This is a genomic window from Aeromonas sp. CA23, assembly GCF_002587065.1.
Classification (GTDB): Bacteria; Pseudomonadota; Gammaproteobacteria; order Enterobacterales; family Aeromonadaceae; genus Aeromonas; species Aeromonas bestiarum.
Genome location: NZ_CP023818.1, coordinates 3,257,614 through 3,283,678 on the forward strand (window position 1 = coordinate 3,257,614; position 26,065 = coordinate 3,283,678).

Here is a 26,065-nt window from a genome sequence, read left to right on the forward strand (position 1 = left end):
TTACTCCCTGTGGGCTTGGTTGAAGACGGTGCCGCCAAAGGGCATCAGGGAGAGCCCCTGAATGTCGCTGCGACTGACCTGGGTACGCAGGGCATGGGCCAGCGGGATGAGCGGCACCTGCTCGTTGAGCAGGCTCTGGGCGTAATAGTAGTTGCGCAGCCGGAACGCCAGCTGGGGCGTGGTGACCGCATCGTCCAGCAGCTGATCGAAGGCCGGGCTGCACCAGCGACTGTAGTTGTTGCCCCGCTCGACGGCGGCGCAGCTCAGCAGCTGGCGAAAGAAGTTGTCCGGATCTGCGTTGTCGGCAATCCAGCCAGAGAGCAGGCTGTCATATTGGCCCTGAGCGAGGCGGGCCTCGATGACGGGCCACTCCTGCTGCACTATGTTCAGCTTGATGCCTATCCTGGCCAGATCGTTTCGCATCAGCTGGGCTGTCTTGAGGGCATCCGGGTTGTAAGGGCGTGAGCCAGGTTGTACCAGCACCTGCATCTCGAACCCTTGCTCGAACCCCGCCTCCTTGAGCAGCTGGCGCGCCCGCTTGAGATCCGGCTGGCGCATCGGCAGGGAGGGATTGTAGCCCCAGGAGAGGGGCGGCAGCAGGCTGTTGGCGGCCTGGCCCGTCTCGAAATAGACCGCCTGCAGCAGGTTGTCTATGTTGATGGCGCTGGCGATGGCCTGACGCACCTGTACCTTGTTGAACGGCGGCTTGCGAGTGTTGAGGGCCAGGAAGGCGACGTTCATGCCGGACTGCACCGACAGGCTGAGATCCGGATCCGTGTCGATCACCGACAGCTGGCTGGCGGACGGGGTGCTCATCACGTCGCACTCGCCAGTCAGCAGCTTGGCGAGCCGCTTGGAGGACTTGGGGGTGATGTCGTAGATGAGCTGCTCTATCTTGGCCTCGCCGCCCCAGTAACCGGGATGGCGCAAGTAGCGCACGTACTCGTTGTGGCGATACTCCTTGAAGCTGAACGGTCCCGTGCCGATGGGACGGCTGTCGAGCAGGGCCGGGGTGCCGGCTTTTTGCAGCTGGCCGGCGTATTCGGCGGAGAGCACTATGGCGTAGTCGCTGGCCAGGGTGGCGAGGAAGGAGGCATCCGGCCGGTTCAGCTCGAACACCACCTGCTCTGGCCCCTTCTTGTAGACCCGCTTGATCAGCTGATCCAGCCCCAGGCTGTAGAAATAGGGATACTCGCCGCCGGAGACGTCGTGATAGGGGTGCTGCTTGTCCAGCAGGCGTTGCCAGGTGAACAGCACGTCATCGGCGTTGAAGGTGCGCGAGGGATTGAACCAGGAGGTGTGATGAAAGGTCACTCCCTTGCGCAGGGTCAGGGTGTAGAAGAGGCCATCCTCGCTCAGGGTCCAGCGAGTGGCGAGTCCCCCCTCCAGCGCCAGGGTGTTGGGGTTTACCTCCAGCAGGCGATCGTAGAGCGGGCGCGAGCTGGCATCCAGGGTCACCCCTGAGTTGGACACCTGGGGATTGAAGGTCTGGGGCGAGCCTTCCGCACAATAGATGAGACCCGTCCTGGAAGCGTCGTCCTGTTTCTGACAACCGGTAACCAGCACCAGCAATCCAAGCAGCAAGGGTTTGAACATTCTCATTGTAGAACCATGTTTTTATACGAATGTGCCAGCGCCAAGGCTGGCGAGTTGCGGGAGTCGGTCTGAACCTGGCTGCCCCGGGTATTAATCTGCATCGTTGTCACTGTCCAGCAACCGGTATTGGCGCAGCCTGCCACGAAACGGGCGATAGCGCAGGGCCGGCACCTGTGCCGGCATCGGTCTGAACTTGGCTGCTCCGGGCATTAATCTGCATCGTTGTCACTGTCCAGCAACTGGTATTTGCGCAGCATGCCGCGAAACTGGTGATAGCTCAGGGCCAGCAATTGAGCGGCTTTGCGCTGATTATACTGGGATTGCTGCATGGCTTGCTTGAGTAAATTTATCTCGTACTCCGCCACCGCGTGTTTGAGATCCAGCGGCAGGGCGGGAGGGGCCTGGGTGGTCAGCTGGGTGGGCTCATCGAGGGTCGCGGCCAGACTTGCCCGGGGACGGGGGCGCCAGGGGGAGTCGAACGGATTGAGCACCAGCTCGGACAGCGGCAACTGGGGGTTGCCCTGGCGATAGATGCTGCGCTCCACCACGTTTTTCAGCTCCCGCACGTTGCCGGGCCAGGGGTAATCTTGCAGCAACTGGGTCGCCTTGCGGGAGAAACCGGCAAACAGCGGATAACCCAGCTCCCGGGTCATGCTGTGGGCAAAATGCTCCGCCAGCATCAATATATCCTCCCGCCGCTCCCGCAAGGGGGGCAGGGTAATGACATCGAAGGCCAGCCTGTCCAGCAGGTCGTGGCGAAAGTCCCCTCTGTCGGCCAGTGCCGGCAAATCCTCGTTGGTGGCGCACACCAGCCGCACATCCACCTTGAGGGCCTTGGCCCCGCCCACCCGTTCAAACTCGCCGTATTCGATGACCCGCAGCAGCTTCTCCTGCACCCGGGCGCTGGTGGTGGCCAGCTCGTCGAGGAAGAGGGTGCCGCCATCGGCGCGCTCGAAGCGGCCCTGATGGCGCTTGGCGGCGCCGGTGAAGGATCCCGCCTCGTGACCAAACAGCTCTGTCTCCAGCAGGCTCTCGCTCAGGGTGGCGCAGTTGATGGTGACAAAGCTTTGATCCCAGCGCGCCGAGAGATAATGTAGGCGATGGGCGATCAGCTCCTTGCCGGTCCCGCGCTCGCCGATGATCAGCACGGGTTTGCGCAGCGGGGCGAGCCGTGAGGCCTGCTCAATGATCTCGAGAAATGCGTTGGATTCCCCCAACAGGCTTTCCGTGGCCGTGGTCATAGTGATCCCTGTCCGTTGTAAAAGCTGGTCAATCTTACCAAAAGTTGGTGATTCTTATCATCATTTGTGCGGGCCGTCTTGAAGCTCGACGCATGAGCCCCATATAAATCAACAAGTTAAATTCTGTTCCAGATTGGCACACAAGTTGCCATTGTCAATGGAGAAACAACGCATGCCAACCACAGGAGTTCTATCATGAGTATTTTTTCCCGTCTGGCCGACATCATCAATTCCAACCTGACGGCCCTGCTCGACAAGGCAGAAGATCCCCAGAAGATGGTGCGCCTGATCATCCAGGAGATGGAAGACGAACTGGTGAAGGAGCGCTCCAATCTGGCTCGCTTCCTCGCCAGCCAGAAAGAGATTGGCCGTCAGGTCAACCGTCATCAGGAGCGGGTTGACGAGTGGCAGGGCAAGGCCGAACTGGCGCTGGCCAAGGGCCGTGAAGATCTGGCCCGCGCGGCGCTTATCGAGAAGAAGAAGCAGACCGAGCTGGCCGAGACGCTCTATCGCGAGCAGCAGGCGGTGGACAGCGGCATCGACAAGCTGGGGGACGAAATACGTCAGCTGGAAGCCAAGCTGGAAGATGCCCGTAGCCGTCAAAAGGCGATGGCCATTCGCACCGAAGCGGCCAGCAGCCGCCTCAACGTGCAGAGTCAGGTCGCCCGTGGCGACAGTCAGGCGGTGGTCAGCAAGTTCGAACGCATGGAGCGTCGCATCGACGAGATGGAGGCCCGCGCCGATCTGGGGCAGTCCGACAAGGCACTGGCCCAGCAGTTTGCCGAGCTGGAAGTCGACGATCAGATAAGCAAAGAGCTCGAGGCCATGCGTCAGAAGCTGGGCCAGGGCGAAGGCAAACAGGGAGAGTAATAGATGGAAGATCTGCTGGGCGTATTGATGGTCCCCATGGTGGTGTTCATGGTGGTGGTGGCCCCCATCTGGCTGGTGCTGCACTACAGAGCCAAGGGGCGGATAGGCGTCGGCCTGGCCGATAGCGAGCGGGAACAGTTGCAAGGGCTGCTGGTGCGGGCCGAGAAGATGCAGGAGCGGGTTGGGGCGCTGGAGTCCATTCTGGACGCGGAAGTGCCGGGCTGGAGGAACAAGGTATGAGTCCATCGAATCGGGAGGGGCGCAATCTCTATCGCGACCCTCAGCGTGGCAAGATAGCGGGCGTCTGCGCCGGCCTTGCCGACTACTTCGGGGTGGAGACCTGGATAGTGCGGTTGCTGGCCATCAGCGGCCTTATCTTCGCCGGTTTCATTACCTTCACCGCTTATATTGCCGCCTGGTTTCTGCTCGACAAGCGGCCGGTCACTCTCTATGAAAACGAAGAGGGAGAGTTTGCCGAGGTGCGGATGAAGGCGCGCAGCTGGCAGGCTGGTGTCACCCCTCATCAGGCGCTGGGCCGTATCGCACAGGAGCTAGATACCCTGGAGCCGAGATTGCAGCGCATCGAGAAGCTGGTGACCTCCAAGGAGTTCACCCTGCAGCGGGAGTTCAGCAAGCTGTGACCTCTGGCCCGGGTCTCGCCGATTGAGCGAGGCCCCTCTCTTGAACGGGATCCCAAGACCCGACATGGCGGGCACACCTGAAACCGACGATCGAATTGAGGGATTGAACAAGCCTTGATACGCAACACACTGGAACAAAAGTGGTCGCTCTTGCAGCACAGGGCCACAGACGTGGTGAACCGGGTACGGGATCGCCACCTGCGGCTGGCGGTGACCGGCCTCTCCCGCAGTGGCAAGACCGCCTTTATCACGGCGCTGGTCAACCAGCTGGAACACGCGGCCATCGATGGCCGTTTGCCGTTGTGGGATGCCCTGCGTCAGGGGCGCATACTCGGCGCCCGTCGGGTGCCCCAGCAAAACGCCCATATTCCCACCTTTGCCTACGAGCGCGGCCTCGACGCCCTGTTCGGCGATCCGCCCGCCTGGCCCGAGCCCACCCGCGGGGTGGCCGAGGTGCGCCTCGAAATTCGCTATCGCACCCGCCATCCGCTGCGCAAGCATCTGGGGGAGATCTCCACCCTCTATGTGGATCTGGTGGATTACCCGGGGGAGTGGCTGCTGGACTTGCCGCTCTTGGAACTCAGTTACGAGCAGTGGAGCGAGCAGGTGCGCGACCAGTTGCGCCGCCCCGAGCTGCAGGCGCTTGCCGCTGGCTGGCTGGCACCGGAGTGGCAGGCTATGCAGCCTTTTGAAGAGCGACCGGTCGCACAGCTTGCCGAGCGCTACACCGACTACCTGCACGCCTGCAAGCGAGAGCTGGGGCTGCACCTCATCCAGCCCGGTCGCTTCGTGCTGCCGGGGGAGTATGCCGGCGCCCCCCTGCTGCAGTTCGTGCCCTGGGTGTGGGAGCCGCCAGTTGGCGAGCCCGCCGATGGCGCCCTCTACGCCACCCTCAAGCAGCGCTTCGAGCAGTACAAGCAACACCTGGTGCAGGGTTTTTATGAGCAGCATTTTGCCGGGTTCGATCGCCAGATAGTGCTGGTGGACTGCCTGCAGCCCCTCAACGCCGGCGCGGCCAGCTTTGGTGACATGCAGCAGGCCATCGCCCGCATCATGGAGAGCTTCGCCTATGGCAAGAGCAACTGGTGGCGCCGGCTCTTCTCGCCGCGCATCGACAAGCTGCTGTTTGTGGCGAGCAAGGCCGATCACGTCACCCCGGAGCAGCACGGCCCCCTGGTCTCTTTGCTCCAGCATCTGGTGCGCAGCGGTCGGGGTCAGGCGCGCTTTGAGGGGATCACCACTGAGTGTCTGGCGCTCGCCGCCATCAAGGCGACCGAGGTGGGCAAGGGGGTGGCCAATGGCCGTGAGTTTCCCGCCATCCGTGGCACCAGCCTCGCCGGCGAGCCGTTGCTGCTGTTTCCGGGAGAGGTGCCGCCCCATATTCCGCCTGCGCAATGGTGGAACAATCAGGGTTTCGATTTTCAGGCGTTTCGCCCCCTGCCCATGAGCGCCCATCAGGCGCTGCCCCATATCCGGCTCGATGCGGCGCTGGAGTTTCTGCTCGGGGATCACCTTGAATAACCCAGGCTGTGCGGCAATGCAGGCAAGGCATGGCTGCACGGCCGCGTGGAGGAGCAAGCAAAAAGATGAACGATCAGAGAAAACCGACGGTGGCCGAACCGGCCCCGCTGCAGGGCAAGGTGATCCTGGAGCCCGCCTTGACTGTGGCCAGCGACGAGCGACCGCCTGCACCTGCCCAGCGGCTGGAAGAGGCGAGTTTCGAGCGCCTCGACGAGCTGGAGGCATTCACCGAGGTGGAGCCCGCACTCACCATCAAGCCGCGCCGGCGGCACCGGCTGCTTGGCTGGGGACTGGGGGCGGTTGGCCTGTTGTCGCTGGGCCAGTATGGCGCCTTTCTCTACGACCAGTTGCTCACCACCCCGCTCTGGGGCAGCGCCTGGTTGCTGGCCTCCGGTCTGGTGGCCGTGGGCACGGCAGGTGTGGTGGGGCGCGAGTGGCTGCGGCTGCGCATCCTCAAGCGGCGCCAGGATGTGCGCTCCCGGGCCGACGATCTGCTGGCCCGTCAGGGCGTCGGGCAGGGACAGGCTTTTTGCGAGGCGCTCGCCGAGAAGAGTGGCGACAAGGGGCGGGAGGGGTATCGCAATTGGCTGTCCCAGCTCGACGAGAGTCACAGCGATCGGGAAGTGCTGACCCTCTACAGTCAGCTGGTGCTGACCGAGCGGGACAAGCTGGCCCAGGCGCGGGTGGCCAAATGGTCGGGGGAGGCCGCCGTGCTGGTGGCCCTGAGCCCGCTCGCCACCGTCGACATGATGCTGATGCTGTGGCGCAACCTGCGCATGATCGAGGACATTGCCGATGTCTACGCCATCGAGCTCGGCTACTGGAGCCGCATCCGCCTCATTCGGCAGGTGTTTCGCAACATGCTCTATGCCGGGGCCACCGAGCTGGTGACCGAGGTGGGGATGGATCTGCTGGGGGCAGAGTTCGCCGCCAAGCTCTCCGCCCGCGCCGCGCAAGGGGTGGGGGCTGGGCTGCTCACCGCCAGACTCGGGTTGCGCACCATGGAGGCGTGCCGCCCGCTGCCCTGGTGTGCGGACGAGAAGCCCAGGCTCGGCGAGCTGCGCAAGCGGCTCATCGGCCAGCTGGCTGGCTATCTCAACAAGGGGTGACGGGCCTCGATTGTGGTTGTCACAAATTATTTACAATTGTCAACGGCAGCCGACCCCGGGGTCGGCTGCTTTTTTAGGGGACAAACCGTTACAGTGATCCCATCAGTCAAACGTGAGTCGCCGCTGCTTGGGTTACCGGGCGGGCAGACAGGATGGAACCCTTAATGGCAAGTCTCTACACAGCACACCAGCCGGACCCTCAGGGCCTCATCCATTACACGGATGAGGAGCACGGCACCTGGCAGATCCTGATCGAGCGTCAGCTCGCGGCGCTCGAAGGCAAGGCGTGTGACGACTATCTGGCTGGCTTGACCCGCCTCAATCTGCCCCTGGATCGCATCCCCCAGCTGGACCAAATCAACGCCGTGTTGCAACCCGCCACCGGCTGGTCGGTGGCCGCCGTGCCTGCGCTTATCTCGTTCGATCGCTTCTTTGCCCTGCTGGCCAACCGCCAGTTTCCGGTGGCTACCTTCATTCGCCGCCGGGACGAGCTCGACTATCTGCAAGAGCCCGACATCTTCCACGAGATCTTCGGCCACTGCGCCATGCTGACCAACCCGGCTTTCGCTCACTTCACCCATGTCTATGGCCAGCTCGGCCTGCAGGCGGGCAAGGAGGATCGCGTCTTTCTGGCGCGGCTCTACTGGTTCACCGTGGAGTTTGGCCTGCTCAATACTCCTGCCGGGCTGCGTATCTACGGCGGCGGCATTCTCTCCTCCATCGGCGAGACCGCCTATGCCCTCGGCGGTCAGCCGGTGCTGCAACCCTTCGACCCCATAGAAGTGCTGCGCACCCCGTATCGCATCGACATCATGCAGCCCACCTATTTCGTGTTGCCCGAGCTGGCCGATCTCTACCGTCTGGCGGAGCAGGACATCATGGCCATGGTGTCCGATGCCCGCCGGCTGGGGTTGCGTCCGCCCCGCTTTGCCCCCGCCGGCGGCAAACAGGCGAGCTGAATTGATCAGACCCATTTCGTTATCCGACCCCATTGATAAACAAGGAGAAACCCATGTCAGAACTGGCCAGCCAGCAGTGTGAAGCGTGCCGCGCCGATGCCCCCAAGGTGAGCGAACAGGAACTCGCCGAGCTGATGCAGCTTATCCCCGACTGGCAGCCGCTGGTGAAAGGGGAGCTGCAACTGCGCCGGGAGTTTGCGTTTCGCAACTTCAAGGAGGCGTTGGCCTTCACCAACCGCCTGGGCGAGCTGGCGGAGGCGGAGTTCCATCATCCGGCAATCCTGACCGAATGGGGCAAGGTGACCGTCAGCTGGTGGACCCACAAAATTGGTGGATTACACCGCAACGACTTTATCATGGCGGCGCGCACGGATGAGTTGCTGAAGTGAAGACGCCATCACTCACCGAGTGGGCGATATGGTGACTGTCTGCTGGTGGACCCACAAGATAGGCGGCTTGCATCGCAACGACTTCATCATGGCGGCGCGCACCGATCAGTTGATCAAATAAACGCCAGAAGATGACTCGGGCCTGTCCGGCGAAAGCGGGGCGGGCCCGCATTTTTATGGGCTGGCGCTCGCACTGGCGGGATCGAGTCTGTATTATCCGGTCATTCATAGAGTTAGCTAGGAAGTGTGTCCCGAATGCGTCTTGAAGTCAGCTGTGAAGACCGCCTGGGCCTGACCCGGGAACTGCTCGACCGTCTGGTGGAGCACAACATCGATCTGCGCGGCATCGAAATCGATACCTCAGGCATCATCTATCTCAACTTTCCCGAGCTGGAGTTTCGTGATTTCCAGCACCTGATGCCGGAGATCCGCCGCATTCCCGGCGTCTATGACGTCAAGACCATCCCCTACATGCCCTCCGAGCGCGAGCACCACGAGATTGAGGCCCTGCTCAAGGCACTGCCGGATCTGGTCTTCTCCCTCGATGCCAAGGGCAAGGTGACCCAGGCCAACCAGTCCGCCCTCACCACCCTGGCCCTGCCGGTGGAGGAGATACGCGGCGTGGCCCTGGGCTCCCTGGTCAAGGGTTTCTCCTTCAGCCGCTGGCTGGAGGCGAGCGAGATCAAGCCGCAGACCTGCAAGCTCAGCTTCAATGGCGAAGAGTATCTGGCGGACCTGATGCCGCTGTTCGTGGCCGAAGAGAAGGGCCGTCAGGCCCTGGCCGGCGCCGTGGTGGTTCTCAAATCCGCCCGTCGGGTCGGCATGCACTTCAGCGCGCTGCACGCGGTGGAAGTGGGGGGCTTCGAGCACCTGCAGGCCGAGAGCCAGAAGATGAAGCAGGTACTGACGGAGGCGAGCAAGCTGGCGATGCAGGACGCACCGCTGCTCATCGTCGGCGAGACGGGCACAGGCAAGGAGCTGCTGGCCCGCGCCTGCCACGGCGCCAGCCTGCGCTCGAGCCACCCCTTCATGGCCCTCAACTGCGCCGCCATGCCGGACAACGTGGCCGAGAGCGAGCTGTTTGGCTACGCCCCCGGCGCCTTTGGCAACAACACCGAAGGCAAGCGCGGCGTGCTTGAGCTGGCCAGCGGCGGCACCCTGATGCTGGACGAGATCGGCGACATGTCCCCCCATCTGCAGACCAAGTTTCTGCGAGTGCTGCAGGATGGCGTGTTCCGCCGGGTGGGTGACGAGCAGGAGGTGAAGGTCAATGTGCGCTTCATCTGCACCACCCAGAAGCAGTTGCTGGATCTGGTGCACGACGGCAAGTTCCGGGAAGATCTCTACTACCGCCTCAACGTGCTGAGCCTGGCGCTGCCGCCCCTGCGCGAGCGCAAGGCGGACATCATGGCGCTGGCCCAGCAGTTCGTCTCCCGCTTCGCCAGCGAATTGCAGCGGCCGCGCCCGCGCTTTACCCGCAACATGGCCGAGTACCTGACCGCCTACCGCTGGCCCGGCAACGTGCGCCAGCTGCGCAACTGCCTCTACCGGGCCATGACCTTGCTGGAAGGGGACGAGATAGGGCCGGAGCACGTCGACTTGCCGGTGGCGGCCGATGCCATGCCGCTGATCGATGAGTGGTTCGAAGGGGGCCTGGACGAGGCGGTGAAGCGCTTCGAGAGCCGGCTGCTGGAGCGGCTCTATCCGGCCTTCCCCTCCACCCGTCAGCTGGCCAAACGGCTGGGGGTGTCGCACACCGCCATCGCCAACAAGTTGCGCGAATACGGGATCAGCAAGAAGTAAGTAGATGAATGCAGGTAGAATCTTGGGGCTCACACCAGGGTGGGCCCCTGCCATTGTTGCGACATTTAGTGACGTATGTGCTTGTTCTGTTGGCGGTGCCTTGTCATGCTGCTGATAAGCTCAATACTACTCCTATCCGGCTCACCCTTCCTGGGCGTCAGGCCTTCGCGGGCGCTGGCGTGGGCATAAGCGCAGGCACGATGCACTCTCTTTCACTGGTTCGAATCCTGGCGTGGTTGACGCCGCTGCTCTGTTCGCTGGCCCTCGCCACCGAGCCTGTTCTCCCCACCTCTGCCGAGCTGCGTGCCGAGCAGGTACGCCAGACGGTCCTCGACATACTGAGCTATACCCGCTGGCCGACCGAGCCCGCTGAGCTGCGCCTGTGCATCACGGCGCCGACCGAATATGCCACCGCCCTCTTTTCCATCAAGCAGCAAGCCAATGGCCGGCCGGTCAGCGTCCATCGCTACGACGTGGATGATGAGGCGCTGGGGCGGCGCTGTGACGTGCTCTACCTGGGGATATTGGCGCCGGAGCGGCGGCTGTCCCTGTTCCAGCGGCTGCGGGAACACCCCATTCTCAGCATCAGCGAGCAGAGCGCCGAGTGTGTCGCCGACGCCGTGTTCTGCCTGCGGGTCGGGCTGGATCGCGTGCGGTTCCGGGTCAATCTGGATGCCTTGGCCAGGAGCGGGGTGCGGGTGCACCCTGCCGTGCTCAAGCTGGCCAAGGCGGATGAGGAGACACCATGATAGGGCTCTTTCGTCCACGGACCCAGCGGCTCACCTTGCGACAGAGTCTGGGACGCACCCACCTGGTGACGTCCCTGACCGCTGTCTGTATGGCCGGTGTGCTGCTGACCGGTATCGCTCTGCTGGCCTTGCGCCTCTACGCGGATCACAACCTGGAGCTGGTGGCCCGCGCCATCAGCTACACCAGTGAAGCGGCCGTGGTGTTCCATGACGAAGAGGCCGCCAAGGAGGCGCTGCAAGCCATAGTCACCCATGAGGATGTGGCGCAGGCCAGCATCTATCTGCCCACGGGTCAGCCGCTGGCCAGCTGGCGCCGGGCTATGAGCACCCCCTGGTCTGGGCTGGAGCAGTATCTGGCCAGGCTCATACTGCCGGGCCCGGTCGATCAGCCCATGATGCGGGGCGGGGTGGAGATAGCCCGCATCCATCTGGTCGGCCACGGCCAGTATCTGCTGCTGTTCCTGCTGCAAACCCTGCTGGCCATGCTGGTCTGTCTCATCCTCAGTGCGCTGGGGGCGCTCTACGTGGCGCGCTGGATGCAAAACTCCCTGACTGTGCCACTCAAGGAGCTGGCGCAGGTGGCCCACAGTGTCAGCCGTCGGCGCATCCTGGCCATGCGGGTCCCCGAGGCGCATATCGCCGAGCTGCACGAGCTTGGTCAGGACTTCAACTCCCTGCTCGACGAGCTGGAAGCCTGGCAGGCTCATCAGCGGCGGGAGAACGCCAGCCTGCTGCACCGGGCCACCCACGATGCCTTGACCGGCCTGCCCAATCGTGCTCTTTTTGAGGCTCGTCTGGATCAAGCTGTGACCACGGGTCGCTTGCATGAAGAGCGTTTCGCACTGCTCTACCTCGATTGTGATCGCTTCAAGCAGATCAACGATACCCTGGGCCATGCCGCCGGGGATGACGTGCTGATCGCCTTGGCCAGACGGGTACAACATCAGCTCAGGCCGATGGATCTGGTATGTCGGCTGGGGGGAGACGAGTTCGCCATCCTGTTGACTCCTGTGTTGCAAGAGAGCGAGGCGCAGGATGTGGTATCCCGCATCCAGCAGGCCATGGCCGACCCCGTGGTGCTAGGGGATGGTCGCCAGCTGGTGGCGGCCATCAGCATAGGCACGGCCCTCTATCCGGAGCAGGGGCTGACCGCTGGCGAGCTGTTGCAGCAGGCCGACAACGCCATGTACCAATCCAAGCGGCTGCGTCGGGAGCTTGCACTCCATGACCAGCTGGAATTTGATGTTTCTGCAGAGGAAAAATAACAATGAAGATCCATGTCCTGATGAAAACCGGCCTGATCGGCCTGCTGTTGAGCGTGCTGGTGGGCTGTCAAAGCGCCCCCCACGGCCTGACGGCAGAGCAGATCGCCGTACTCAAGGAGCAGGGCTTTCGCCTGACCGATGAGGGTTGGACTCTGGACTTCTCCAACCGGGTGCTGTTTGCCAACAACGTGGAGGCCCTCAACCCCAAGACCCGTGTCCTGGTGGAAAAGCTGGGCAAGACCTTGCTGGGTGTCGGCCTGAACAAGGCGCGCATCGACGGTCACACCGACTCCAACGGGCCTGAGCTCTACAACGATCAGCTCTCCCTGAAACGGGCGAAATCGGTGGCCGAGGTGCTGGTGTCGGTCGGCATGCAGCCGGCCAACCTGGACATCCGTGGTCGCGGTGAGCGGGATCCGGTGGCAGACAACAAGACCGCTGCCGGGCGGGCCGAGAACCGCCGCGTTGCCATCGTCATCAGCAACGAATAAGCCGGTAGTGTGGATAAAAAAAGAGCGCCTGATGGCGCTCTTTTTTGTGGCTCTGGCATTTACTGCTCGAGCTTCTCGCGGTCGTGGTGACTGCGCAGGCGGATGTTGATCATCTCCACCGTCAGCGAGAAGGCCATGGCGAAGTAGATGTAACCCTTCGGAATGTGCAGATCCATGCCCTCGGCCATCAGCGCGAAGCCGACCAGGGTGAGGAAGGAGAGGGCCAGCATCTTGATGGTGGGGTGATGATCGACGAAGTCGCCTATGGCCTTGGCGGCGAACATCATTATGAAGACGGCGATCATGATGGCCAGCACCATGACGGGCACGTGATCCGCCATGCCCACGGCTGTGATGACAGAATCCAGGCTGAAGACGATGTCGAGGATGGCGATCTGGATCAGGGTGCTGACGAAGCCGGACGCAACCGCGATTGAGCCTTCTGGCTCCGCCGCCCCTTCCAGGGTGGCGTGGATCTCGTGGGCACTCTTGCCGATGAGGAACAGGCCCCCCAGCAACAGGATGAGATCGCGACCCGAGATGGCCTCACCCAGCACGGTGAACAGCGGCTCGGTCAGGCGCATCACCCAGGCGAGCGACAGCAGCAGCAGGATGCGGGTGCCCATGGCGAGGCCCAGACCCAGGATCCGCGCCTTCTGGCGTTGCGCCTCCGGCAGGCGGGCGACCAGGATGGAGATAAAGATAATGTTGTCTATGCCCAGCACGATTTCGAGCAGGGTCAGGGTCGCGAGCGCAACCCAGGCAGAGGGATCAAGAACCCATTCCAGCATGATTGAACCTTGGTTAAAAAATTGAAGCAGCGCATTCTAGCAGGCGCAACATGGCTTGTCCCAGAGCCTTGAAAAGATAAAATGGCGGGCGATTTGAGGGAGAAATCTATGTTTCGTTTAGGACTCATCATTAACCCGGTTGCCGGCATTGGCGGCGCGGTCGGTCTCAAGGGCAGCGATGGCGTGGTCGCCGAGGCGCTGGCGCTGGGCGCCGTGCCCAGGGCGCAGGAGCGGGCACGGCAAGCCCTGCTGCCCCTGTGCGATCTCGCCGACTCATTCGAGTTGCTGACGGTCGCAGGCGAGATGGGTGCCGATCTTGCGGAATCGCTCCAGCTGCCTTGCCGTATCATCTATCAGCCTGCCGCCAGCACCACCACGGCGGCCGATACCCGCGCCGCCGCCGAGCGGATGCGCGAGGCGGGTGTCGACCTGTTGCTGTTCGCCGGTGGCGATGGCACGGCGCGCGACATCTGCGCGGCAGTGGGGGAGTCGTGCCATGTACTCGGCATCCCGGCGGGCTGCAAAATTCACTCCGGCGTGTATGGCGTCACCCCGGCCGCCAGCGGTCGGGTGGTGGCGCGGATGATCGCCGGCGAATTGCTGAGCCTGGTGGATGCCGAGGTGATGGACATAGACGAGGAGGCGTTTCGGGCTGGCAAGGTGCGGGCTCGCCATTACGGTCAGCTGCTGGTGCCCGGCGATCTGCGCTATGTGCAGGCGGTCAAGCAGGGAGGGCGGGAGTCCGAGGAGCTGGTGCTGGCGGATCTCGCCGCCGGTGTGGTCGAGCAGATGGAGCCCGACACCCTCTACCTGATGGGGTCGGGCAGCACGGTCGCCGCCTGCATGGCAGAGCTAGGCCTCGAAAATACCTTGCTTGGTGTGGATCTGGTGGAAAACGGCCGGCTTATCGGGCAGGATCTGTCCGCCGCCGAGATCCTGACCCGGATCCGCGGTCGTCACTGCCGGCTGATCATTACCCTGATCGGCGGACAGGGACATCTGTTCGGGCGCGGAAATCAGCAATTGAGTCCAGAGGTGATCCGGGCTGTCGGGCGGGACCAGATCCAGGTCCTGGCCACCAAGGCCAAGTTGGCAGCCCTCGCGGGCAGGCCACTGCTGGTGGACACCGATGACCCGGCACTGAACCGGTCGTTAAGTGGTTATCTGCGTATAACCACGGGATACAAGGATCAGGTCATCTACCCGGTGGCCAACCCGGAATAGGGCATCAAGGATGCGGCTGGCCTGGCGCCAGAGAGCCGTGATCAACCGGATCGCGGTTCCACTCCCCCGAATTATTTTGCCGGCAATTTTTTGCCAGCCACTCTGAAAATGAGGCTGCGTTACATGACGATTCATGATTTTGAGCACAAGTTGTTGGGACTGATAGACAGCATGGTGGCCACGGCGACCGAAGATGAGCTGTTTGCGGGGGGCTATCTGCGCGGCCACATCTCGCTGGCGGTGGCGCGCGCCGAGCTGGAGGGCAAGAACCTGGTGCGGGATGTGAAGAGCTATGTGCTGCGCAGCCTGAACGAGGCCATTCTGGAGGGTGAGCTCTCCGAAGAAGATGAGAAGCTGGTACAGGCAATGTGGATTCGTTTGCAGCAACAAGCAGAAGCTTGATCGGATACACATTTCAAACAGAAGTTTGAGTTTATTCTTCCCTGAAGTTAGTGAAAGGTTAATAATAAGTTTCGCCTTTTGTTTCAGGGATTAAACTATGGCCTCCTCATCACGTATTGCCAACAAACTGCCGCTCGAGATGCTCTATCACTGGGAGCGGCAGTGTCCTGACCGAGTCTACCTTCGTCAAACCATCAACCGCGAATACGTCGACTTCACCTGGGGTGAAGTCGCCGACGAGGCGCGCCGCATGGTGACGGCACTGCGTCATCTGGGGCTGGTGCCCGGTGACAAGGTGGCCCTGCTCTCCAAGAACTGCGCCCAGTGGTTCATCGCCGATCTGGCCATGCAGATGGGGCAGTATGTGAGCGTGCCCATCTACCCGACCGCCAACGTCGACACCATCGAATATGTGCTGCGCCACAGCGAGGCCAAGGCGATCTTCGTCGGCAAGCTGGATGACTGGAAGAGCCAGGAGGCCGGTGTGCCCGCCGATCTGCTGCGCATCGCCTTGCCTTATGAGACCATGCCCGCCAGCCATCAGTGGGACGATCTGCTGGAGGCGCACGAACCCATTGCTGACAGCCCGGCTCAGGTGCCGGACGCCCTGCTGAGCCTGGTCTACACCTCCGGCAGCACAGGCAAGCCCAAGGGCGCCATGCTGAGCGTCGAGCGCTACGCCTGGTCGTGCGAGAAGCTGGTGGAGGCGGTGGGGCTGACCGCCGCCGATCGCGGCTTCTCCTATCTGCCGCTCGCCCACATCACTGAGCGGGTCTACATCTATGGTGGCAGCCTGTTCAGCGGCGCCACCATCGCCTTCCCCGAATCCCTCGACACCTTTATCGATGACGTTAAGCGTTGCCGTCCCACCGTCTTTATCTCTGTGCCCCGGCTGTGGGCCATGTTCCGCATCAAGATCCACGAGAAGTTGCCCCAGAAAAAGCTCGAGCTGCTGCTCAAGATCCCGTTTGTCTCGGGTCTCATCAAACGCAAGTTGCAAAAGGGGCTGGGGCTGGATCAGGCGCGGGTGCTGGGCTGCGGCTCGGCGCCAGTGTCACCGGCCCTGCTGCAGTGGTACTACAGCATAGGCGTCAATATCACCGAAGCCTGGGGCATGACCGAGAACCATGCCTTCTCCACCCTCAACTGTCCCTTCCGCGCCGACAAGATAGGCACGGTCGGCAAGGCGGGGCCCGGGGTCGAGATCCGCATCTCGGATGAGGGGGAGATCCTCTGCCGTTGCAACGGCATGATGCTGGGTTACTACAAGGATCCCGAGCACAGCGCCGAGGCCATCGACGGTGATGGCTGGCTCCACACCGGCGACATGGGCAAGCTGGACAGGGAGGGCTACCTCACCATCACTGGCCGGATGAAGGACGTGTTCAAGACCGCCAAGGGCAAGTACGTGGCGCCTGTGCCCATCGAGGGACTGCTGGGGCAGGAGCCCATCATAGAGCAGCTGTGCGTGATAGGTTACGGCATGCCCCAGCCGGTGGCGCTGGTGCAACTGGCCGAGAGTGCCATGAAGGGCAACCGGGACGCCATCAACGCCCAGCTGGAGGCGGCGCGCAACCGGGTCAACGAACAGCTGGAATCCCACGCCAGAATTCGCGGTATCCTGGTGGTGAAGAGCCCCTGGAACATAGAGAACGGCGTGCTCACCCCCACCATGAAGATCCGCCGCCACCTGCTGGAGCAGAAATACGCGGACCTCGGCGAGGCCTGGTCTTCCTCCCAGAGCATCATCTGGGAATCCTGAGTCTCAGCTAGCAGCAGAAACAACAAGGGGAGCCGGTGGCTCCCCTTGTTGTTGGGCGTTTTTGACCTCAGACGGCCTGGTATTCCAGCTCGACCGACCCCAGCGCCTTGAGGGTGGACTGGGCGGAGTCCCGCTGGCTGATCTGGCCGTTTTTGCTCTCCAGCAGCACGGCGCGGCGGATGGTGGCGAGATCTTCACCGTTCAGCACCGCATGGGCACAGGCCATCTGCATCGGCGGCAGGCTGGGGTTGAAGGCGGCGTTCTCGGCGTAGCGGCCACAGAAGAGGCGACCATCGGCAAACTGCAGCGCCACCGCGGCATAGCCCTGACTGTAGGGGGCATAGCTTTGGCGGGCGGCGGCCAGCGCGGCTTGCCAGAGCGGATCCTCGCTCTCGAGCGTCAGCTCGTCGTGAGCTTGCGGGCTCATCAGCGCATCCGTGATGTCGAGATCCGCCGGGCCGAACGAGTGGGGCAGGAAGGATTGCAGGGCGCTCAGGTCGTCCGGCAGAGAAACTTTCAGGATCTTGGCGGTGCTCAGCTCGTTCATGAACTGGCGGCAGTGGCCACAGGGGGTGTAGTTGACGGTGATCTCGCTGATCCCCGTCTCACCGCCCAGCCAGGCGTTGGAGATGGCGGACTGCTCGGCATGGACCGAGTGGAATAACCCTTGCCCCGCGAACTCCATGTTGGCGCCGAAGTACCAGGTGCCGCTCAGGCCGCAGGCGATGGCACCGACGAAGAACTTGGAGATGGGGGCCACAGAGCAGGCCGCGGCCAGTGGCAGCAGGGCCAGGCGCAGGGCGCGATCTTCCAGGCCGGTGGCGGCTTTCAGGGTCGCCACTTGCGCAGGGGTAAAACGTGCATTGAATTCGCCGCCCTGTTCGGGATCCAGCATGGGCAGCAGCGCCGCTTTGAGCGGGGCGGGCAGGGTATCGAGTGGCTTGGCAAAACGGGGATGCATAGTGTGTCCTCAAAGGCCAATTGGGGGGCCATTGTAGGGAGCAAGCTCGGCAAAATGTGTGAGCCGGCTCACGCCCTGACGGGCAAAAGGAGGGGGATGGTAAAGGAAACGTTTGTCTTGCGCAAACTGTGCGTCAGCTCGCACTGTGGCGGGCCGTCAGGCCCGCACAACCGAAAATCGGTACGACTCAGCTCAACCAGTGGTAAATGGCAAACAGCAGGGGAGCCACGGCGGCGGTGAGGATGCCGCACACCACCATGGCCAGCGACGAGAAGGCCCCCTGGGTAATGCCCTTCTCGGCGGAGGTGGCGGTGCCGATGGCATGGGCGCAGGCTCCCATGGCCAGCCCCTGGGCCTCGGGGTCGGTCACCCGCATCAGTTTGAGCAGGGGGTAGCCGATGAGAGCGCCTACAATTCCGACCACCACCACCACGGCCGCCGCGATGGCCGGAATGCCGCCGAGGGACTGGCTGACGCTCATGGCGAGCGGGGTTGTGATGGACTTGGTGGCGAGCGAGGCCAGCAATGCCGGATCGGCGCCCATAAAATGACCGATCAGCAAGGTTGTGCAGACCGAGATCAAGACGGAGGCCAGAGTACAGATTAGGATGGGCTTGAGCCTGGCCTGGATCTGGCGAGCCTGCTGGTAGAGCGGCAGGGCCAGCGCTACCACGGCGGGTTCCAGCAGCGCCGTGATGGGGCGGGTGCCGCTTTCGTACTGATCCAGCGGCAGATCCAGCCAGAGCAGCAGGCCTATGATGACGGCGGTGGGCACCAGCACGGGATTGATGATGGGCCAGGGCAGGCGGCGATAGAGGGCCCGGGTGGCGAAGTAGAGCGTCAGGGTCAGGGGGATGGCAAGCCAGAAGATCATCGGTTCATCCTCTGGTAGAGCCGACCGACCGTGCCGAGGATCAAGACTATCCCCAGCACTATGCAGAGCATGATGAGGCCGAACGACTGGCGCAGCGGCTCCAGCCAGGCCACCAGCCCGACCGCCACCGGCACGAACAGCACGCCCATGTGGCGCAGCAGCAGGCCGGCGCCGAGTTCGACCCAGTGCAATTTCACCAGTTGCAAGGAGAGCAGCACGAACAGCAGCAGCATGCCGATGATACTGCCGGGGAAGGCGAACGGCAGTATGGCTGCCAGGGTTTTGCCCGCCAGCAGGCAGGCGACTATGACCATGAAGTCACGAAGGTACAGCAAGGCACGTTGCGCGATCACGTGAGCCCCAACTTGGTAACTGTGAATGAATGGGCAGTTTACCAGAGAGGCAGGGGCGCGGCATTAAAACAATAACAGCTGAAATCAGTTCGTTTGCAGCTGATTTGATTGAAGATTTTCTGACTCGATGCACTTTTCGAACGACCAGGTTCTGAACTGTTTGTTTTGTTTATGAATTACAAGGAGTAGCCATGACATCCCTCTTGTCCCGCGTGCGTCAACTGGCGGCCGATAGCAGCCTGCCCCCGGATCTATTGCAAACCAGCCAGTGGGAGGGGCCAGTATGCCGGGTCAGGCTCGACAACACGGGCCCTGATGCCACGCCGGTCGGCCGCTGGGTGCTGTTTGACGGCAAATTGGGCCTGCCAGCGGAGAGTGCTATCTATGGCGAAGGATTCCAGATGCTGGCCCAGACCATGGGCAGTTGGCAGACCCCACAGCCGGTGGGCCGCTGCCCCGATGCCGGCGTCTATCGCATCAGCGACGACGATGGCTATCACACAGTCCACAACCTGTTGCTGGTGGAACACGGCAAGGGCTGGCTGCTGCTCGCCTTTGCCAGCTGCCACCGCTTTGGCGGCGAGTTCCGCCTCTATCCGGATGGCCGTCTGCAGATCCTGATGAACTGCGAAGATCGCCTGTTGCCTGCCGGCCAGCACTGGCAGAGCGAGGCGCTGATCTGTCTGGAGGGAGCGGATCGCGAGGCGCTGCTGGCCGAGCTGGCGAGCATGATCGAGGCCGAACACGGCAGCCTGATCGCCGAGGTGGCGACCCGCCCCAGCGGCTGGTGCTCCTGGTATCACTACTATGCACAGGTGAGCGCCGCCGACATTCGCGAGAATCTGGCGCTGCGGGCCGAGCGTTTCCCGGCCCTGCGCTACGTGCAGATCGACGATGGCTATCAGGCGAAGATGGGGGATTGGCTCACCCCTTCGCCCAAGTTCGAACAGGGAGTGGCAGCCCTTGCGGCGGAGATCCGCAGTGCCGGTTGCGAGCCCGCGCTCTGGGTCGCCCCCTTTATTGCCGAGCCGACCTCACAGGTGTTTCAGGATCACCCTAACTGGTTCGTGAAGGGGGATGACGGCCTGCCACTCCCCTCCGAGCGGGTCACCTACGGTGGCTGGCGCTGTACCCCCTGGTATGTGCTGGATGGTACCCACCCCGAGGTGCAAGCTCACCTTGAGCAGGTATTTCGCACCCTGCGCGAGCAGTGGGGCATTCACTACTTCAAGCTGGATGCCAACTTCTGGGGCGCCATTCACGGCGGCCGCTTCCATGATCCTTCCGCCACCCGGGTCGAGGCCTATCGGAGCGGCATGGCGGCCATCTTGCGCGGGGCGGGCGAGGGCGCCTTCCTGCTCGGTTGCAACGCCCCCATCTGGCCGAGCCTGGGGCTGGTGCACGGCATGCGGGTAAGCGATGACGTGGAGCGCAATGGCCACCGTTTTCGCCAGATTGCCCGCGAGGCTTTCTGTCGCGCCTGGCAAAACGATCGGCTGTGGGCGCTAGATCCCGACTGCATCTGCCTGCGGGATCTGCCGAGTCAGCAGGCCAGCCGTGCAGAGTACCGCTTTCATCTGGCGGCGCTGGTGGCGAGCGGCGGCATGATACTGGCGGGTGACAGGCTGCAGGATCTCGATGCAGCACAGGCGGCGCAGCTGCACAAATTGCTGGCCCTGTGCGCGGCCCGGGCCCCTTCAGCCCGCTTTGAGTCGATGGAGTTTGCCTCTGGGGAAGTGAGCTTGCCACAAGGAGGCACTCTGCTCTGCCTCTTCAACTGGGAGGGGCAACCTCAGGAGTTTTTACTGCCGGCAGGGGGATGGGATTTCTGGGATGAAGGTGCCGTCGGTACTGCGATCACTCTGCAAGGGGGTGAAGGGCGGGTGATCCGCTACCGCTGAACACACTGGCGATAATAATTCAGGCTCCCATGGGAGCCTGAATTATTTGTAGGGGGGGCAAATATGGCGGGGGATCAGTAACGCCACTCGAAGCCGATTGCGTAGTTGGCTGCGCCATAGCCCGGGATCTCGTTGCTAGAGAGCAGCGCCTTGAAGGTGAGCTGCGGGCTGAGGGGAATGCCGAGCCCCATGCCGATGGCGACTTCGTCATTGGTGTTGCCAATCATGTCGGCCCGGATCATGCGATAGAGCGACATGTCCTGGCTCATGTGCACATAGCTTTGGGAGGCGCGATTGTAGAGCTGACCGAACACTTCCAGCTGAAAACCCGCCTGGGGAGTGATGGCCAGCGGCACGCCGACGAAGTTGTAGAGATCGGAACGGTTGAAATAGCTGTTGGTGATCTGGGGAGTGAAGTCGGTCTGCTGATAGAGGCGGCTGAAGTTGCTCTCGATCAGCTGATAAGTCTGCTGCGGCAATTGCAGCAAATAGTCGGGGACATCAAAACGCACGCCCGCCATGCCGGCCGAAGGCAGCAGGGAGCAGACGAGCAAACCGAAACCGGATAATCCTGAACGCATCAGATGAGGCATCCCCAAGGGTCGATAGCCAAAGGCCGTTAATGCAATGTTAGCGCACAAATAATTGAAACTTCAGGAGTCTTTGCTCCCCTTCCCATTATGTCTTGGGCGAGGGGAGCATACCGACATTTAACTGTGAAACCGATCACATCTTACAGATCTTCGAGGTAGTGATAGAGGCTCTTGAGAATCGCAAAGTTCCGTTCGTTACCCTGATTCTGCTCGGCCAGCGCCTCGAGGCGAGGGGCGTAGTCCGGCAGGCGGCGGCTGAAGTAGTCGCTGCAGTGCAGGCGCCAGCGTTTTTGCTCCGCCTCGCTCAGGGTGTGGGGCCAGTTGCGGGCGCGGTAGCGGAACAGCATCTGGGGCAAACGCGCGTCTGTGAAGGCAAATTCCCTCTCCCCCAGCAGTTCGGCCGGGGTGGTACGCACCAGATCCATGGTGGCCTTGTCGCCGTGGCCGAAGAAGCCGGCGTAGAGCTGGGTATCCGGATCCGAGTCGTTGTTGCCCGCGAACTCCTGATTGAACACCTCCACCAGTTTTTCCCGCACCTCGGGGTGAGCCCGCAGCAGGTTCAGGCTCTTGCGGCACTGCTCCCGATCGATGCCAAGCTCATCGGCACGTTCCGGTGTCAGGGTAGCGGCTGGCGCGAGCACGGGGCACTTGTTGATGTGTAGCAGCTTGACCGGAATGGCCGCCAGATCCCCCAACTCGTCCTTGCGGGTATAGAGTCGCTCGCGGATCTCGTCGCTGGAGAGCTCGATGAGCGGGGTCGGATCACGGGTCAAATCCACCATGATCACCGCATTCTGGTTGGTCGGGTGCCAGGCGAGTGGCGATACCCAGCTCACGCACCCCTGCCAGGGGGAGAACATGCCGGAGACATGGGTCAGCGGCTTCATGGTCACCACGTCGATCAGTGCCTTGACCTTGTTCTTGTTGCGAAGGTCAAACAGATAACCAAATAGCTTGGGCTGGGCCTTTTTCACCAGCTTGGCCATCTCTATGGTGGCCAGCACATCGGAGAGCGCATCGTGGGCATTGGCGTGGGCCACGCCGTTGGCCACAGTCAGCTTCTCCAGCCTGAAACTTGGCTTGCCCTCCTCATCAAAGGCCCATTCGATCCCCTCCGGGCGCAGGGCATAGCAGGCCCGCAGCATGTCGAGTATGTCCCAGCGGGAGTTGCCGTTCTGCCAGCTGTAGGCGTAGGGGTCGTAGAAGTTGCGATAGAGGGTGTAGCGGGTCACCTCGTCATCGAAGCGAATGCTGTTGTAGCCCAGCACGCAGGTATTCGGGGTGGCAAACTGCTCGTGGATCTGGGCAATGAAATCCGCCTCGCACAGCCCGTCCTTCATCGCCTTTTGCGGCGTGATACCGGTGATGAGGCAGGCCTCCGGCTCCGGCAAATAGTCCGCCGGTGGCTTGCAATAGATGACCAGCGGCTCGCCGATGAGGTTGAAATCCGCATCGGTACGAATGCCGGCGAACTGCGCCGGCCTGTCCTTCGCCGGACTGATCCCGAAGGTCTCGTAATCGTGGAAATAGAAGGTGGGCGCTGTGCCGGATTGTGCTGTTTTGCTCATAAGTTCCGAGATGGGTGTCCGATGCGGTGGTGCCACGCACCTGAGTGGGCGGTGCCATGCACCACAATTGCCTGCATGGTAAACCATAGCGCAGACAGAACGAAGGGCAGGCAGCCCGGCTGCCGGTTTATTGGGCAAACCACAGTGGTGTTATTTGGCGATGTCTCTTACTTTTTGCTCCACCTGATGGGCAATGGCTTGAATATGCGCCAGCTCCAGTGTGCCCACTCTCAGCTGGGGCAAGACTTTGGGCAGTGCGGCCGCACTGACGACATAGGGGGCGGTTGCCTTCTGGAACAGTTCGATATACCAGCCGGGTAGCACCAGGATCCCGCCCACCGGCACATCTGTCCCCGTGGCGCTGTTGAGCCAGTTACGCACCGAGGTGACGCTGCGCCTGACCTGCTCCAGCGGTTCAGTTTCTACATGATTTGGGAAGTGCAGCGCATTGTTTTCCACCCTCACCTTGAACTGCTTGGTACCGTCATTGATGGGTTTGGATCGTCCCTTGGTCTCGACAACGAAGACGCCATTGGGGGAGATGATCAGGTGGTCGATGTTGAACCCATCGAACGGGACATCGTGATAGACCCGATAGGGATGATCCTTGGGCCTGACCAGGTATTCGAGCTCCTGACCGACGGCCAGCTCACAGGCATAACCGAGTTTCAGATGTTGAAGGCGTCTGATGACCTGATAGGTGCGATAGGAGAAGTAGCTGAAGGCGCCTGCTGCCATTACCCCGAAAATGACTAACTGGTTGAGTGATACCCGAGTGCCGTCGAGGGTGTTTTGCATTAGCGACATGAGGGCAAACATGAGCAGTATCAAGGGGGTCATCAACATGAGGCCGAAGAGATCGATCCTCTGATCATCGATTTGCTCTTGCAGGGTATGGCCAGCCGGCCTGAGCAGATCCCGGGTCAAGGGGCTGGTGTGATGCCGTTTGTACCTCTTCATGATGAGCGTTATGGCGCCAATCAGTAAAAATATGGGGCCCAAAAAGAGCAGGGCAATAGCCAGAATCGAGGTGACCATAGAGGGGAGTTCCATTCCATCTCCTTGAAATACGACAGACAACGAAATTATTACCGAACAATCCCTGTGTGGAAGTCTCTTTTTCCGCTCGAACAGAGGGTTGCAAGGGAAGGAGAGAGGTCTGAAGGCAGATAGAGCCTGTCGCCATGGGTATCAGGCCGGGCTTCACTTCTGATGCATGACGTTCTGCTCAGATCAGGAAACGGGAAAGAGTGGCATCAGGGTATGCAGGTCCAGCAGGGTGAAGAAGCCGCCTTCGTCGGGATACCAGCCGCCTGTGTCTATGTAGTACACATTGCCAAGGCGGGCCGGGCGGCCCACCGGGGTGTGCCCCACCACCAGGGCGACGAGATCCTCGACCCCGCTCTCGTCCAGGCGTTCGATGCGGCGTCTTGACCAGAGGCAGACGTTCTTGATGGCCTTAAGCTGGCCGCCGCTCACCCCCGCATCCAGTTTGTCCAGCAGCCCCTGCCAGGAGGAGAAGGGGCAATCGGCGTGGAGCAGCCCGACCGGGCCGGCCGGGGTGGCCACCTCGATGGCAATGGGCAGGGTACGGTAGTGGGCGGCGAACACCTCCTGCTCGTCCGGGGTCAGCAGCTGAAACCAGCCGCCGCCGTTCTGGATCCAGTTCTCCCGATCGCAGCTCTCGTAACGGCAGACGTAGTCGTCGTGATTGCCGCAGACAGGGTGGAACCAGGGCCTGGCCAGCCACTCGAGCACCTGAGGGCAGTCGGGGCCGCGATCCGTCAGATCGCCCACGGAGAAGAGGCGATCCCGAGCGGGGTCGAATCCCGCCTGGTTCAGGGTCTGTTCCAGCCGCGAAAAATAGCCGTGGATATCGCCGACGGCGAGATCCCGCCCCAGCAGATTGCGGGCGAAGCGTCTGATCAGCGGTGACGGGTTCATGGCTTGCCTCCTTGTCTGGTGTGACCGGCTCGCGCCGCCGGATGGCCGATGGGTGATCGGGGGCCCGTGGACAAGTGCAGCATGGCATGCTCTGCCTCGCCATAGTAGAGGCAGATGGGAGGCTCTCCCGTGTCGAGGTGACAGGCGGCCTGCATAAAGGAGGGCTGTTTGCCGCGTTGCCGGCAGATCCCGGGTAAAAGAATGCCAGTCGGAGCTGACTGGCATTGTGGGCTCAGGGATCGCTTCCTGCGACGGGCCAACCGGTCTTAGAGCAGGTCTTCGAGCTGATACTTCCTGAGCAGTTGATCGAAGGTGCCATCGGCCTTGACGCTGTCGATGGCGGCATCGAACTGGCCCTTGAGCTTGGCGTCGTTCTTGCGCAGCGCCACCGCCACCCCTTCACCCTGGGTCTTGTCCTGAGTGCCGTTGAACTGGGGGCCGACGAAGGCGAACTGCCTGCCCATCTTCTTGTCGAGGAAGCCGACCTTCAACTGCACCATGTTGCCGAAGGTGTAATCGGCGCGGCCGGACTGCAGATCCAGCATGGGAGGCTGGGCGTTGACGTAGCGCTTGATCTTGGCCACCTCCCCGTAACGGGCGGTGATGAAGTTGTCCTGGGGGGTCCCCTCCTGCACCGCTATCACCTTGCCCTTGAAGTGGGCCTGGTCGTCGGCGAAGGTGGCGGTCTTGTCGTTGCGGCCCACGAAGCGGTTCTGCATCATGTAATAGACTTGGCTGAAGTCCACCTTCTGGCGCCGCTCGTCGGTGATGTTCATGGAGGACATGATGGCGTCGTACTTGCCCAGCTGGAGGCCCGCCTCGGTCATCTGCTGTTCGTGCGCGGCCCCGACTGCCTGAGCCTGACCCCGGCCGCCGAGCGGCTGCTGCCCTTCATCGAAGAGGGACTGGCTCGCATGGGGGAGGGGGTCAGCGCCCTGATCGCCGTCAGCGCCTTCCTTGGCGGGGTGAGAATCCTTGCCAGCGCATTGCTATGCCCCCTCAAAGAAACAGCCCCGCTGGCGGGGCTGTTGTCATGCTGGTGGCCGCTGGCCTAAGAA

Annotated in this window: 28 protein-coding genes; 17 read left to right on the plus strand and 11 right to left on the minus strand. The window is 62.2% G+C overall.

What is annotated here, in order from left to right:
• Both sapA and pspF read right to left on the minus strand, forming a co-directional pair.
• A complete protein-coding gene (gene sapA / locus CK910_RS15245) occupies nt 1-1,596 on the minus strand; it encodes an ABC transporter substrate-binding protein SapA (protein WP_172955437.1) in 1,596 nt (531 codons plus the stop codon).
• A 209-nt stretch (nt 1,597-1,805) separates the two neighbouring features.
• Nucleotides 1,806-2,837, minus strand: a complete 1,032-nt coding sequence (gene pspF / locus CK910_RS15250) for a phage shock protein operon transcriptional activator (protein WP_098983868.1) — start codon at nt 2,835-2,837, stop codon at nt 1,806-1,808.
• A gap of 195 nt (nt 2,838-3,032) precedes the next feature.
• On the opposite strand from pspF, the gene pspA reads away from it, so the two are divergent.
• The 12 genes from pspA to CK910_RS15310 all read left to right on the plus strand — a co-directional run bounded on the left by pspA (nt 3,033) and on the right by CK910_RS15310 (nt 12,634).
• Nucleotides 3,033-3,707, plus strand: coding sequence for a phage shock protein PspA (pspA, locus tag CK910_RS15255; protein WP_042872202.1), 675 nt, complete (start codon nt 3,033-3,035; stop codon nt 3,705-3,707).
• 3 nt (nt 3,708-3,710) lie between these two features.
• Nucleotides 3,711-3,947 carry an envelope stress response membrane protein PspB gene (gene pspB, locus CK910_RS15260; RefSeq protein WP_042872204.1) on the plus strand — a complete coding sequence of 79 codons (237 nt, stop codon included), beginning with the start codon at nt 3,711-3,713 and terminating at the stop codon, nt 3,945-3,947.
• Entirely contained in the window at nt 3,944-4,348 is a 405-nt protein-coding gene (pspC, locus tag CK910_RS15265; RefSeq protein WP_043136068.1) for an envelope stress response membrane protein PspC, read from the plus strand. Before pspB ends, pspC begins: the two co-directional genes overlap by 4 nt.
• A 114-nt stretch (nt 4,349-4,462) precedes the next feature.
• On the plus strand, nt 4,463-5,869 hold the full coding sequence (locus CK910_RS15270; protein ID WP_098983869.1) for a YcjX family protein: 1,407 nt from the start codon (nt 4,463-4,465) through the stop codon (nt 5,867-5,869).
• A gap of 65 nt (nt 5,870-5,934) precedes the next feature.
• Nucleotides 5,935-6,978: a YcjF family protein gene (locus CK910_RS15275; RefSeq protein WP_098983870.1), complete on the plus strand. Its 1,044-nt coding sequence runs from the start codon at nt 5,935-5,937 to the stop codon at nt 6,976-6,978.
• Between the two features lie 164 nt (nt 6,979-7,142).
• Nucleotides 7,143-7,937, plus strand: a complete 795-nt coding sequence (gene phhA, locus CK910_RS15280; protein WP_098983871.1) for a phenylalanine 4-monooxygenase — start codon at nt 7,143-7,145, stop codon at nt 7,935-7,937.
• A 53-nt stretch (nt 7,938-7,990) separates the two neighbouring features.
• Nucleotides 7,991-8,326: a 4a-hydroxytetrahydrobiopterin dehydratase gene (locus CK910_RS15285; protein ID WP_098983872.1), complete on the plus strand. Its 336-nt coding sequence runs from the start codon at nt 7,991-7,993 to the stop codon at nt 8,324-8,326.
• 28 nt (nt 8,327-8,354) lie between these two features.
• On the plus strand, nt 8,355-8,447 hold the full coding sequence (locus CK910_RS15290; protein WP_441296853.1) for a 4a-hydroxytetrahydrobiopterin dehydratase: 93 nt from the start codon (nt 8,355-8,357) through the stop codon (nt 8,445-8,447).
• A gap of 134 nt (nt 8,448-8,581) precedes the next feature.
• A complete protein-coding gene (gene tyrR, locus CK910_RS15295) occupies nt 8,582-10,129 on the plus strand; it encodes a transcriptional regulator TyrR (protein WP_043136086.1) in 1,548 nt (515 codons plus the stop codon).
• Nucleotides 10,130-10,329: 200 nt separating this feature from the next.
• A complete protein-coding gene (locus CK910_RS15300) occupies nt 10,330-10,878 on the plus strand; it encodes a YfiR family protein (RefSeq protein ID WP_172955330.1) in 549 nt (182 codons plus the stop codon).
• Nucleotides 10,875-12,143 (plus strand): diguanylate cyclase domain-containing protein, encoded by a 1,269-nt coding sequence (locus CK910_RS15305; protein WP_043556862.1) that lies wholly within the window; start codon nt 10,875-10,877, stop codon nt 12,141-12,143. Before CK910_RS15300 ends, CK910_RS15305 begins: the two co-directional genes overlap by 4 nt.
• 2 nt (nt 12,144-12,145) lie before the next feature.
• The gene (locus CK910_RS15310; protein WP_098983874.1) at nt 12,146-12,634 is read left to right on the plus strand and encodes an OmpA family protein; all 489 of its coding nucleotides are present in this window, start codon (nt 12,146-12,148) and stop codon (nt 12,632-12,634) included.
• Nucleotides 12,635-12,693: 59 nt separating this feature from the next.
• Here CK910_RS15310 and CK910_RS15315 read toward each other — a convergent pair whose 3' ends face one another.
• Nucleotides 12,694-13,425, minus strand: a complete 732-nt coding sequence (locus CK910_RS15315; protein ID WP_043136098.1) for a TerC family protein — start codon at nt 13,423-13,425, stop codon at nt 12,694-12,696.
• 108 nt (nt 13,426-13,533) lie between these two features.
• On the opposite strand from CK910_RS15315, the gene CK910_RS15320 reads away from it, so the two are divergent.
• The 3 genes from CK910_RS15320 (at nt 13,534) to CK910_RS15330 (ending at nt 16,813) form a co-directional block, all read left to right on the plus strand.
• Nucleotides 13,534-14,649 carry an ATP-NAD kinase family protein gene (locus tag CK910_RS15320; RefSeq protein WP_098983875.1) on the plus strand — a complete coding sequence of 372 codons (1,116 nt, stop codon included), beginning with the start codon at nt 13,534-13,536 and terminating at the stop codon, nt 14,647-14,649.
• Between the two features lie 123 nt (nt 14,650-14,772).
• Nucleotides 14,773-15,051: a YfcL family protein gene (locus CK910_RS15325; RefSeq protein ID WP_042872229.1), complete on the plus strand. Its 279-nt coding sequence runs from the start codon at nt 14,773-14,775 to the stop codon at nt 15,049-15,051.
• A gap of 97 nt (nt 15,052-15,148) precedes the next feature.
• A complete protein-coding gene (locus CK910_RS15330) occupies nt 15,149-16,813 on the plus strand; it encodes an AMP-binding protein (RefSeq protein ID WP_098983876.1) in 1,665 nt (554 codons plus the stop codon).
• A 67-nt stretch (nt 16,814-16,880) separates the two neighbouring features.
• On the opposite strand, the gene cdd is transcribed toward CK910_RS15330, so the two are convergent.
• From cdd to CK910_RS15345, 3 genes are all read right to left on the minus strand, one after another.
• Nucleotides 16,881-17,774, minus strand: coding sequence for a cytidine deaminase (cdd, locus tag CK910_RS15335; RefSeq protein ID WP_098983877.1), 894 nt, complete (start codon nt 17,772-17,774; stop codon nt 16,881-16,883).
• Nucleotides 17,775-17,961: 187 nt separating this feature from the next.
• Nucleotides 17,962-18,648: an LrgB family protein gene (locus CK910_RS15340; protein WP_098983878.1), complete on the minus strand. Its 687-nt coding sequence runs from the start codon at nt 18,646-18,648 to the stop codon at nt 17,962-17,964.
• Nucleotides 18,645-19,001, minus strand: a complete 357-nt coding sequence (locus tag CK910_RS15345; RefSeq protein ID WP_042035460.1) for a CidA/LrgA family protein — start codon at nt 18,999-19,001, stop codon at nt 18,645-18,647. Before CK910_RS15345 ends, CK910_RS15340 begins: the two co-directional genes overlap by 4 nt.
• A gap of 191 nt (nt 19,002-19,192) precedes the next feature.
• Between CK910_RS15345 and CK910_RS15350 the strand changes: the two genes are divergently transcribed.
• Nucleotides 19,193-20,902, plus strand: coding sequence for a glycoside hydrolase family 36 protein (locus tag CK910_RS15350; RefSeq protein ID WP_098983879.1), 1,710 nt, complete (start codon nt 19,193-19,195; stop codon nt 20,900-20,902).
• A gap of 74 nt (nt 20,903-20,976) precedes the next feature.
• Here CK910_RS15350 and CK910_RS15355 read toward each other — a convergent pair whose 3' ends face one another.
• From CK910_RS15355 to CK910_RS15375, 5 genes are all read right to left on the minus strand, one after another.
• A complete protein-coding gene (locus CK910_RS15355) occupies nt 20,977-21,483 on the minus strand; it encodes a hypothetical protein (protein WP_042872239.1) in 507 nt (168 codons plus the stop codon).
• A gap of 152 nt (nt 21,484-21,635) precedes the next feature.
• The gene (gene sbcB, locus CK910_RS15360) at nt 21,636-23,063 is read right to left on the minus strand and encodes an exodeoxyribonuclease I (RefSeq protein ID WP_098983880.1); all 1,428 of its coding nucleotides are present in this window, start codon (nt 23,061-23,063) and stop codon (nt 21,636-21,638) included.
• Nucleotides 23,064-23,213: 150 nt separating this feature from the next.
• On the minus strand, nt 23,214-24,116 hold the full coding sequence (locus CK910_RS15365) for a nuclease-related domain-containing protein (RefSeq protein ID WP_098983881.1): 903 nt from the start codon (nt 24,114-24,116) through the stop codon (nt 23,214-23,216).
• Between the two features lie 180 nt (nt 24,117-24,296).
• A complete protein-coding gene (locus CK910_RS15370) occupies nt 24,297-25,007 on the minus strand; it encodes a metallophosphoesterase (protein ID WP_098983882.1) in 711 nt (236 codons plus the stop codon).
• Between the two features lie 266 nt (nt 25,008-25,273).
• Nucleotides 25,274-25,834, minus strand: coding sequence for a transporter substrate-binding domain-containing protein (locus CK910_RS15375; RefSeq protein WP_253852706.1), 561 nt, complete (start codon nt 25,832-25,834; stop codon nt 25,274-25,276).
• Nucleotides 25,835-25,843: 9 nt separating this feature from the next.
• Here CK910_RS15375 and CK910_RS24410 point away from each other — a divergent pair, with 9 nt between their 5' ends.
• Nucleotides 25,844-26,062, plus strand: coding sequence for a hypothetical protein (locus tag CK910_RS24410; RefSeq protein ID WP_253852707.1), 219 nt, complete (start codon nt 25,844-25,846; stop codon nt 26,060-26,062).
• Nucleotides 26,063-26,065: the final 3 nt, after the last annotated feature.

Coding starts and splice junctions, on each gene's coding strand:
- sapA (WP_172955437.1), bottom strand. CDS start 1,596: ATGTTCAAACCCTTGCTGCTTGGATTGCTGGTGCTGGTTACCGGTTGT.
- pspF (WP_098983868.1), bottom strand. CDS start 2,837: ATGACCACGGCCACGGAAAGCCTGTTGGGGGAATCCAACGCATTTCTC.
- pspA (WP_042872202.1), top strand. CDS start 3,033: ATGAGTATTTTTTCCCGTCTGGCCGACATCATCAATTCCAACCTGACG.
- pspB (WP_042872204.1), top strand. CDS start 3,711: ATGGAAGATCTGCTGGGCGTATTGATGGTCCCCATGGTGGTGTTCATG.
- pspC (WP_043136068.1), top strand. CDS start 3,944: ATGAGTCCATCGAATCGGGAGGGGCGCAATCTCTATCGCGACCCTCAG.
- CK910_RS15275 (WP_098983870.1), top strand. CDS start 5,935: ATGAACGATCAGAGAAAACCGACGGTGGCCGAACCGGCCCCGCTGCAG.
- phhA (WP_098983871.1), top strand. CDS start 7,143: ATGGCAAGTCTCTACACAGCACACCAGCCGGACCCTCAGGGCCTCATC.
- CK910_RS15285 (WP_098983872.1), top strand. CDS start 7,991: ATGTCAGAACTGGCCAGCCAGCAGTGTGAAGCGTGCCGCGCCGATGCC.
- CK910_RS15290 (WP_441296853.1), top strand. CDS start 8,355: ATGGTGACTGTCTGCTGGTGGACCCACAAGATAGGCGGCTTGCATCGC.
- tyrR (WP_043136086.1), top strand. CDS start 8,582: ATGCGTCTTGAAGTCAGCTGTGAAGACCGCCTGGGCCTGACCCGGGAA.
- CK910_RS15300 (WP_172955330.1), top strand. CDS start 10,330: ATGCACTCTCTTTCACTGGTTCGAATCCTGGCGTGGTTGACGCCGCTG.
- CK910_RS15305 (WP_043556862.1), top strand. CDS start 10,875: ATGATAGGGCTCTTTCGTCCACGGACCCAGCGGCTCACCTTGCGACAG.
- CK910_RS15310 (WP_098983874.1), top strand. CDS start 12,146: ATGAAGATCCATGTCCTGATGAAAACCGGCCTGATCGGCCTGCTGTTG.
- CK910_RS15315 (WP_043136098.1), bottom strand. CDS start 13,425: ATGCTGGAATGGGTTCTTGATCCCTCTGCCTGGGTTGCGCTCGCGACC.
- CK910_RS15320 (WP_098983875.1), top strand. CDS start 13,534: ATGTTTCGTTTAGGACTCATCATTAACCCGGTTGCCGGCATTGGCGGC.
- CK910_RS15325 (WP_042872229.1), top strand. CDS start 14,773: ATGACGATTCATGATTTTGAGCACAAGTTGTTGGGACTGATAGACAGC.
- CK910_RS15330 (WP_098983876.1), top strand. CDS start 15,149: ATGGCCTCCTCATCACGTATTGCCAACAAACTGCCGCTCGAGATGCTC.
- cdd (WP_098983877.1), bottom strand. CDS start 17,774: ATGCATCCCCGTTTTGCCAAGCCACTCGATACCCTGCCCGCCCCGCTC.
- CK910_RS15340 (WP_098983878.1), bottom strand. CDS start 18,648: ATGATCTTCTGGCTTGCCATCCCCCTGACCCTGACGCTCTACTTCGCC.
- CK910_RS15350 (WP_098983879.1), top strand. CDS start 19,193: ATGACATCCCTCTTGTCCCGCGTGCGTCAACTGGCGGCCGATAGCAGC.
- CK910_RS15355 (WP_042872239.1), bottom strand. CDS start 21,483: ATGCGTTCAGGATTATCCGGTTTCGGTTTGCTCGTCTGCTCCCTGCTG.
- sbcB (WP_098983880.1), bottom strand. CDS start 23,063: ATGAGCAAAACAGCACAATCCGGCACAGCGCCCACCTTCTATTTCCAC.
- CK910_RS15365 (WP_098983881.1), bottom strand. CDS start 24,116: ATGGAACTCCCCTCTATGGTCACCTCGATTCTGGCTATTGCCCTGCTC.
- CK910_RS15370 (WP_098983882.1), bottom strand. CDS start 25,007: ATGAACCCGTCACCGCTGATCAGACGCTTCGCCCGCAATCTGCTGGGG.
- CK910_RS15375 (WP_253852706.1), bottom strand. CDS start 25,834: ATGACCGAGGCGGGCCTCCAGCTGGGCAAGTACGACGCCATCATGTCC.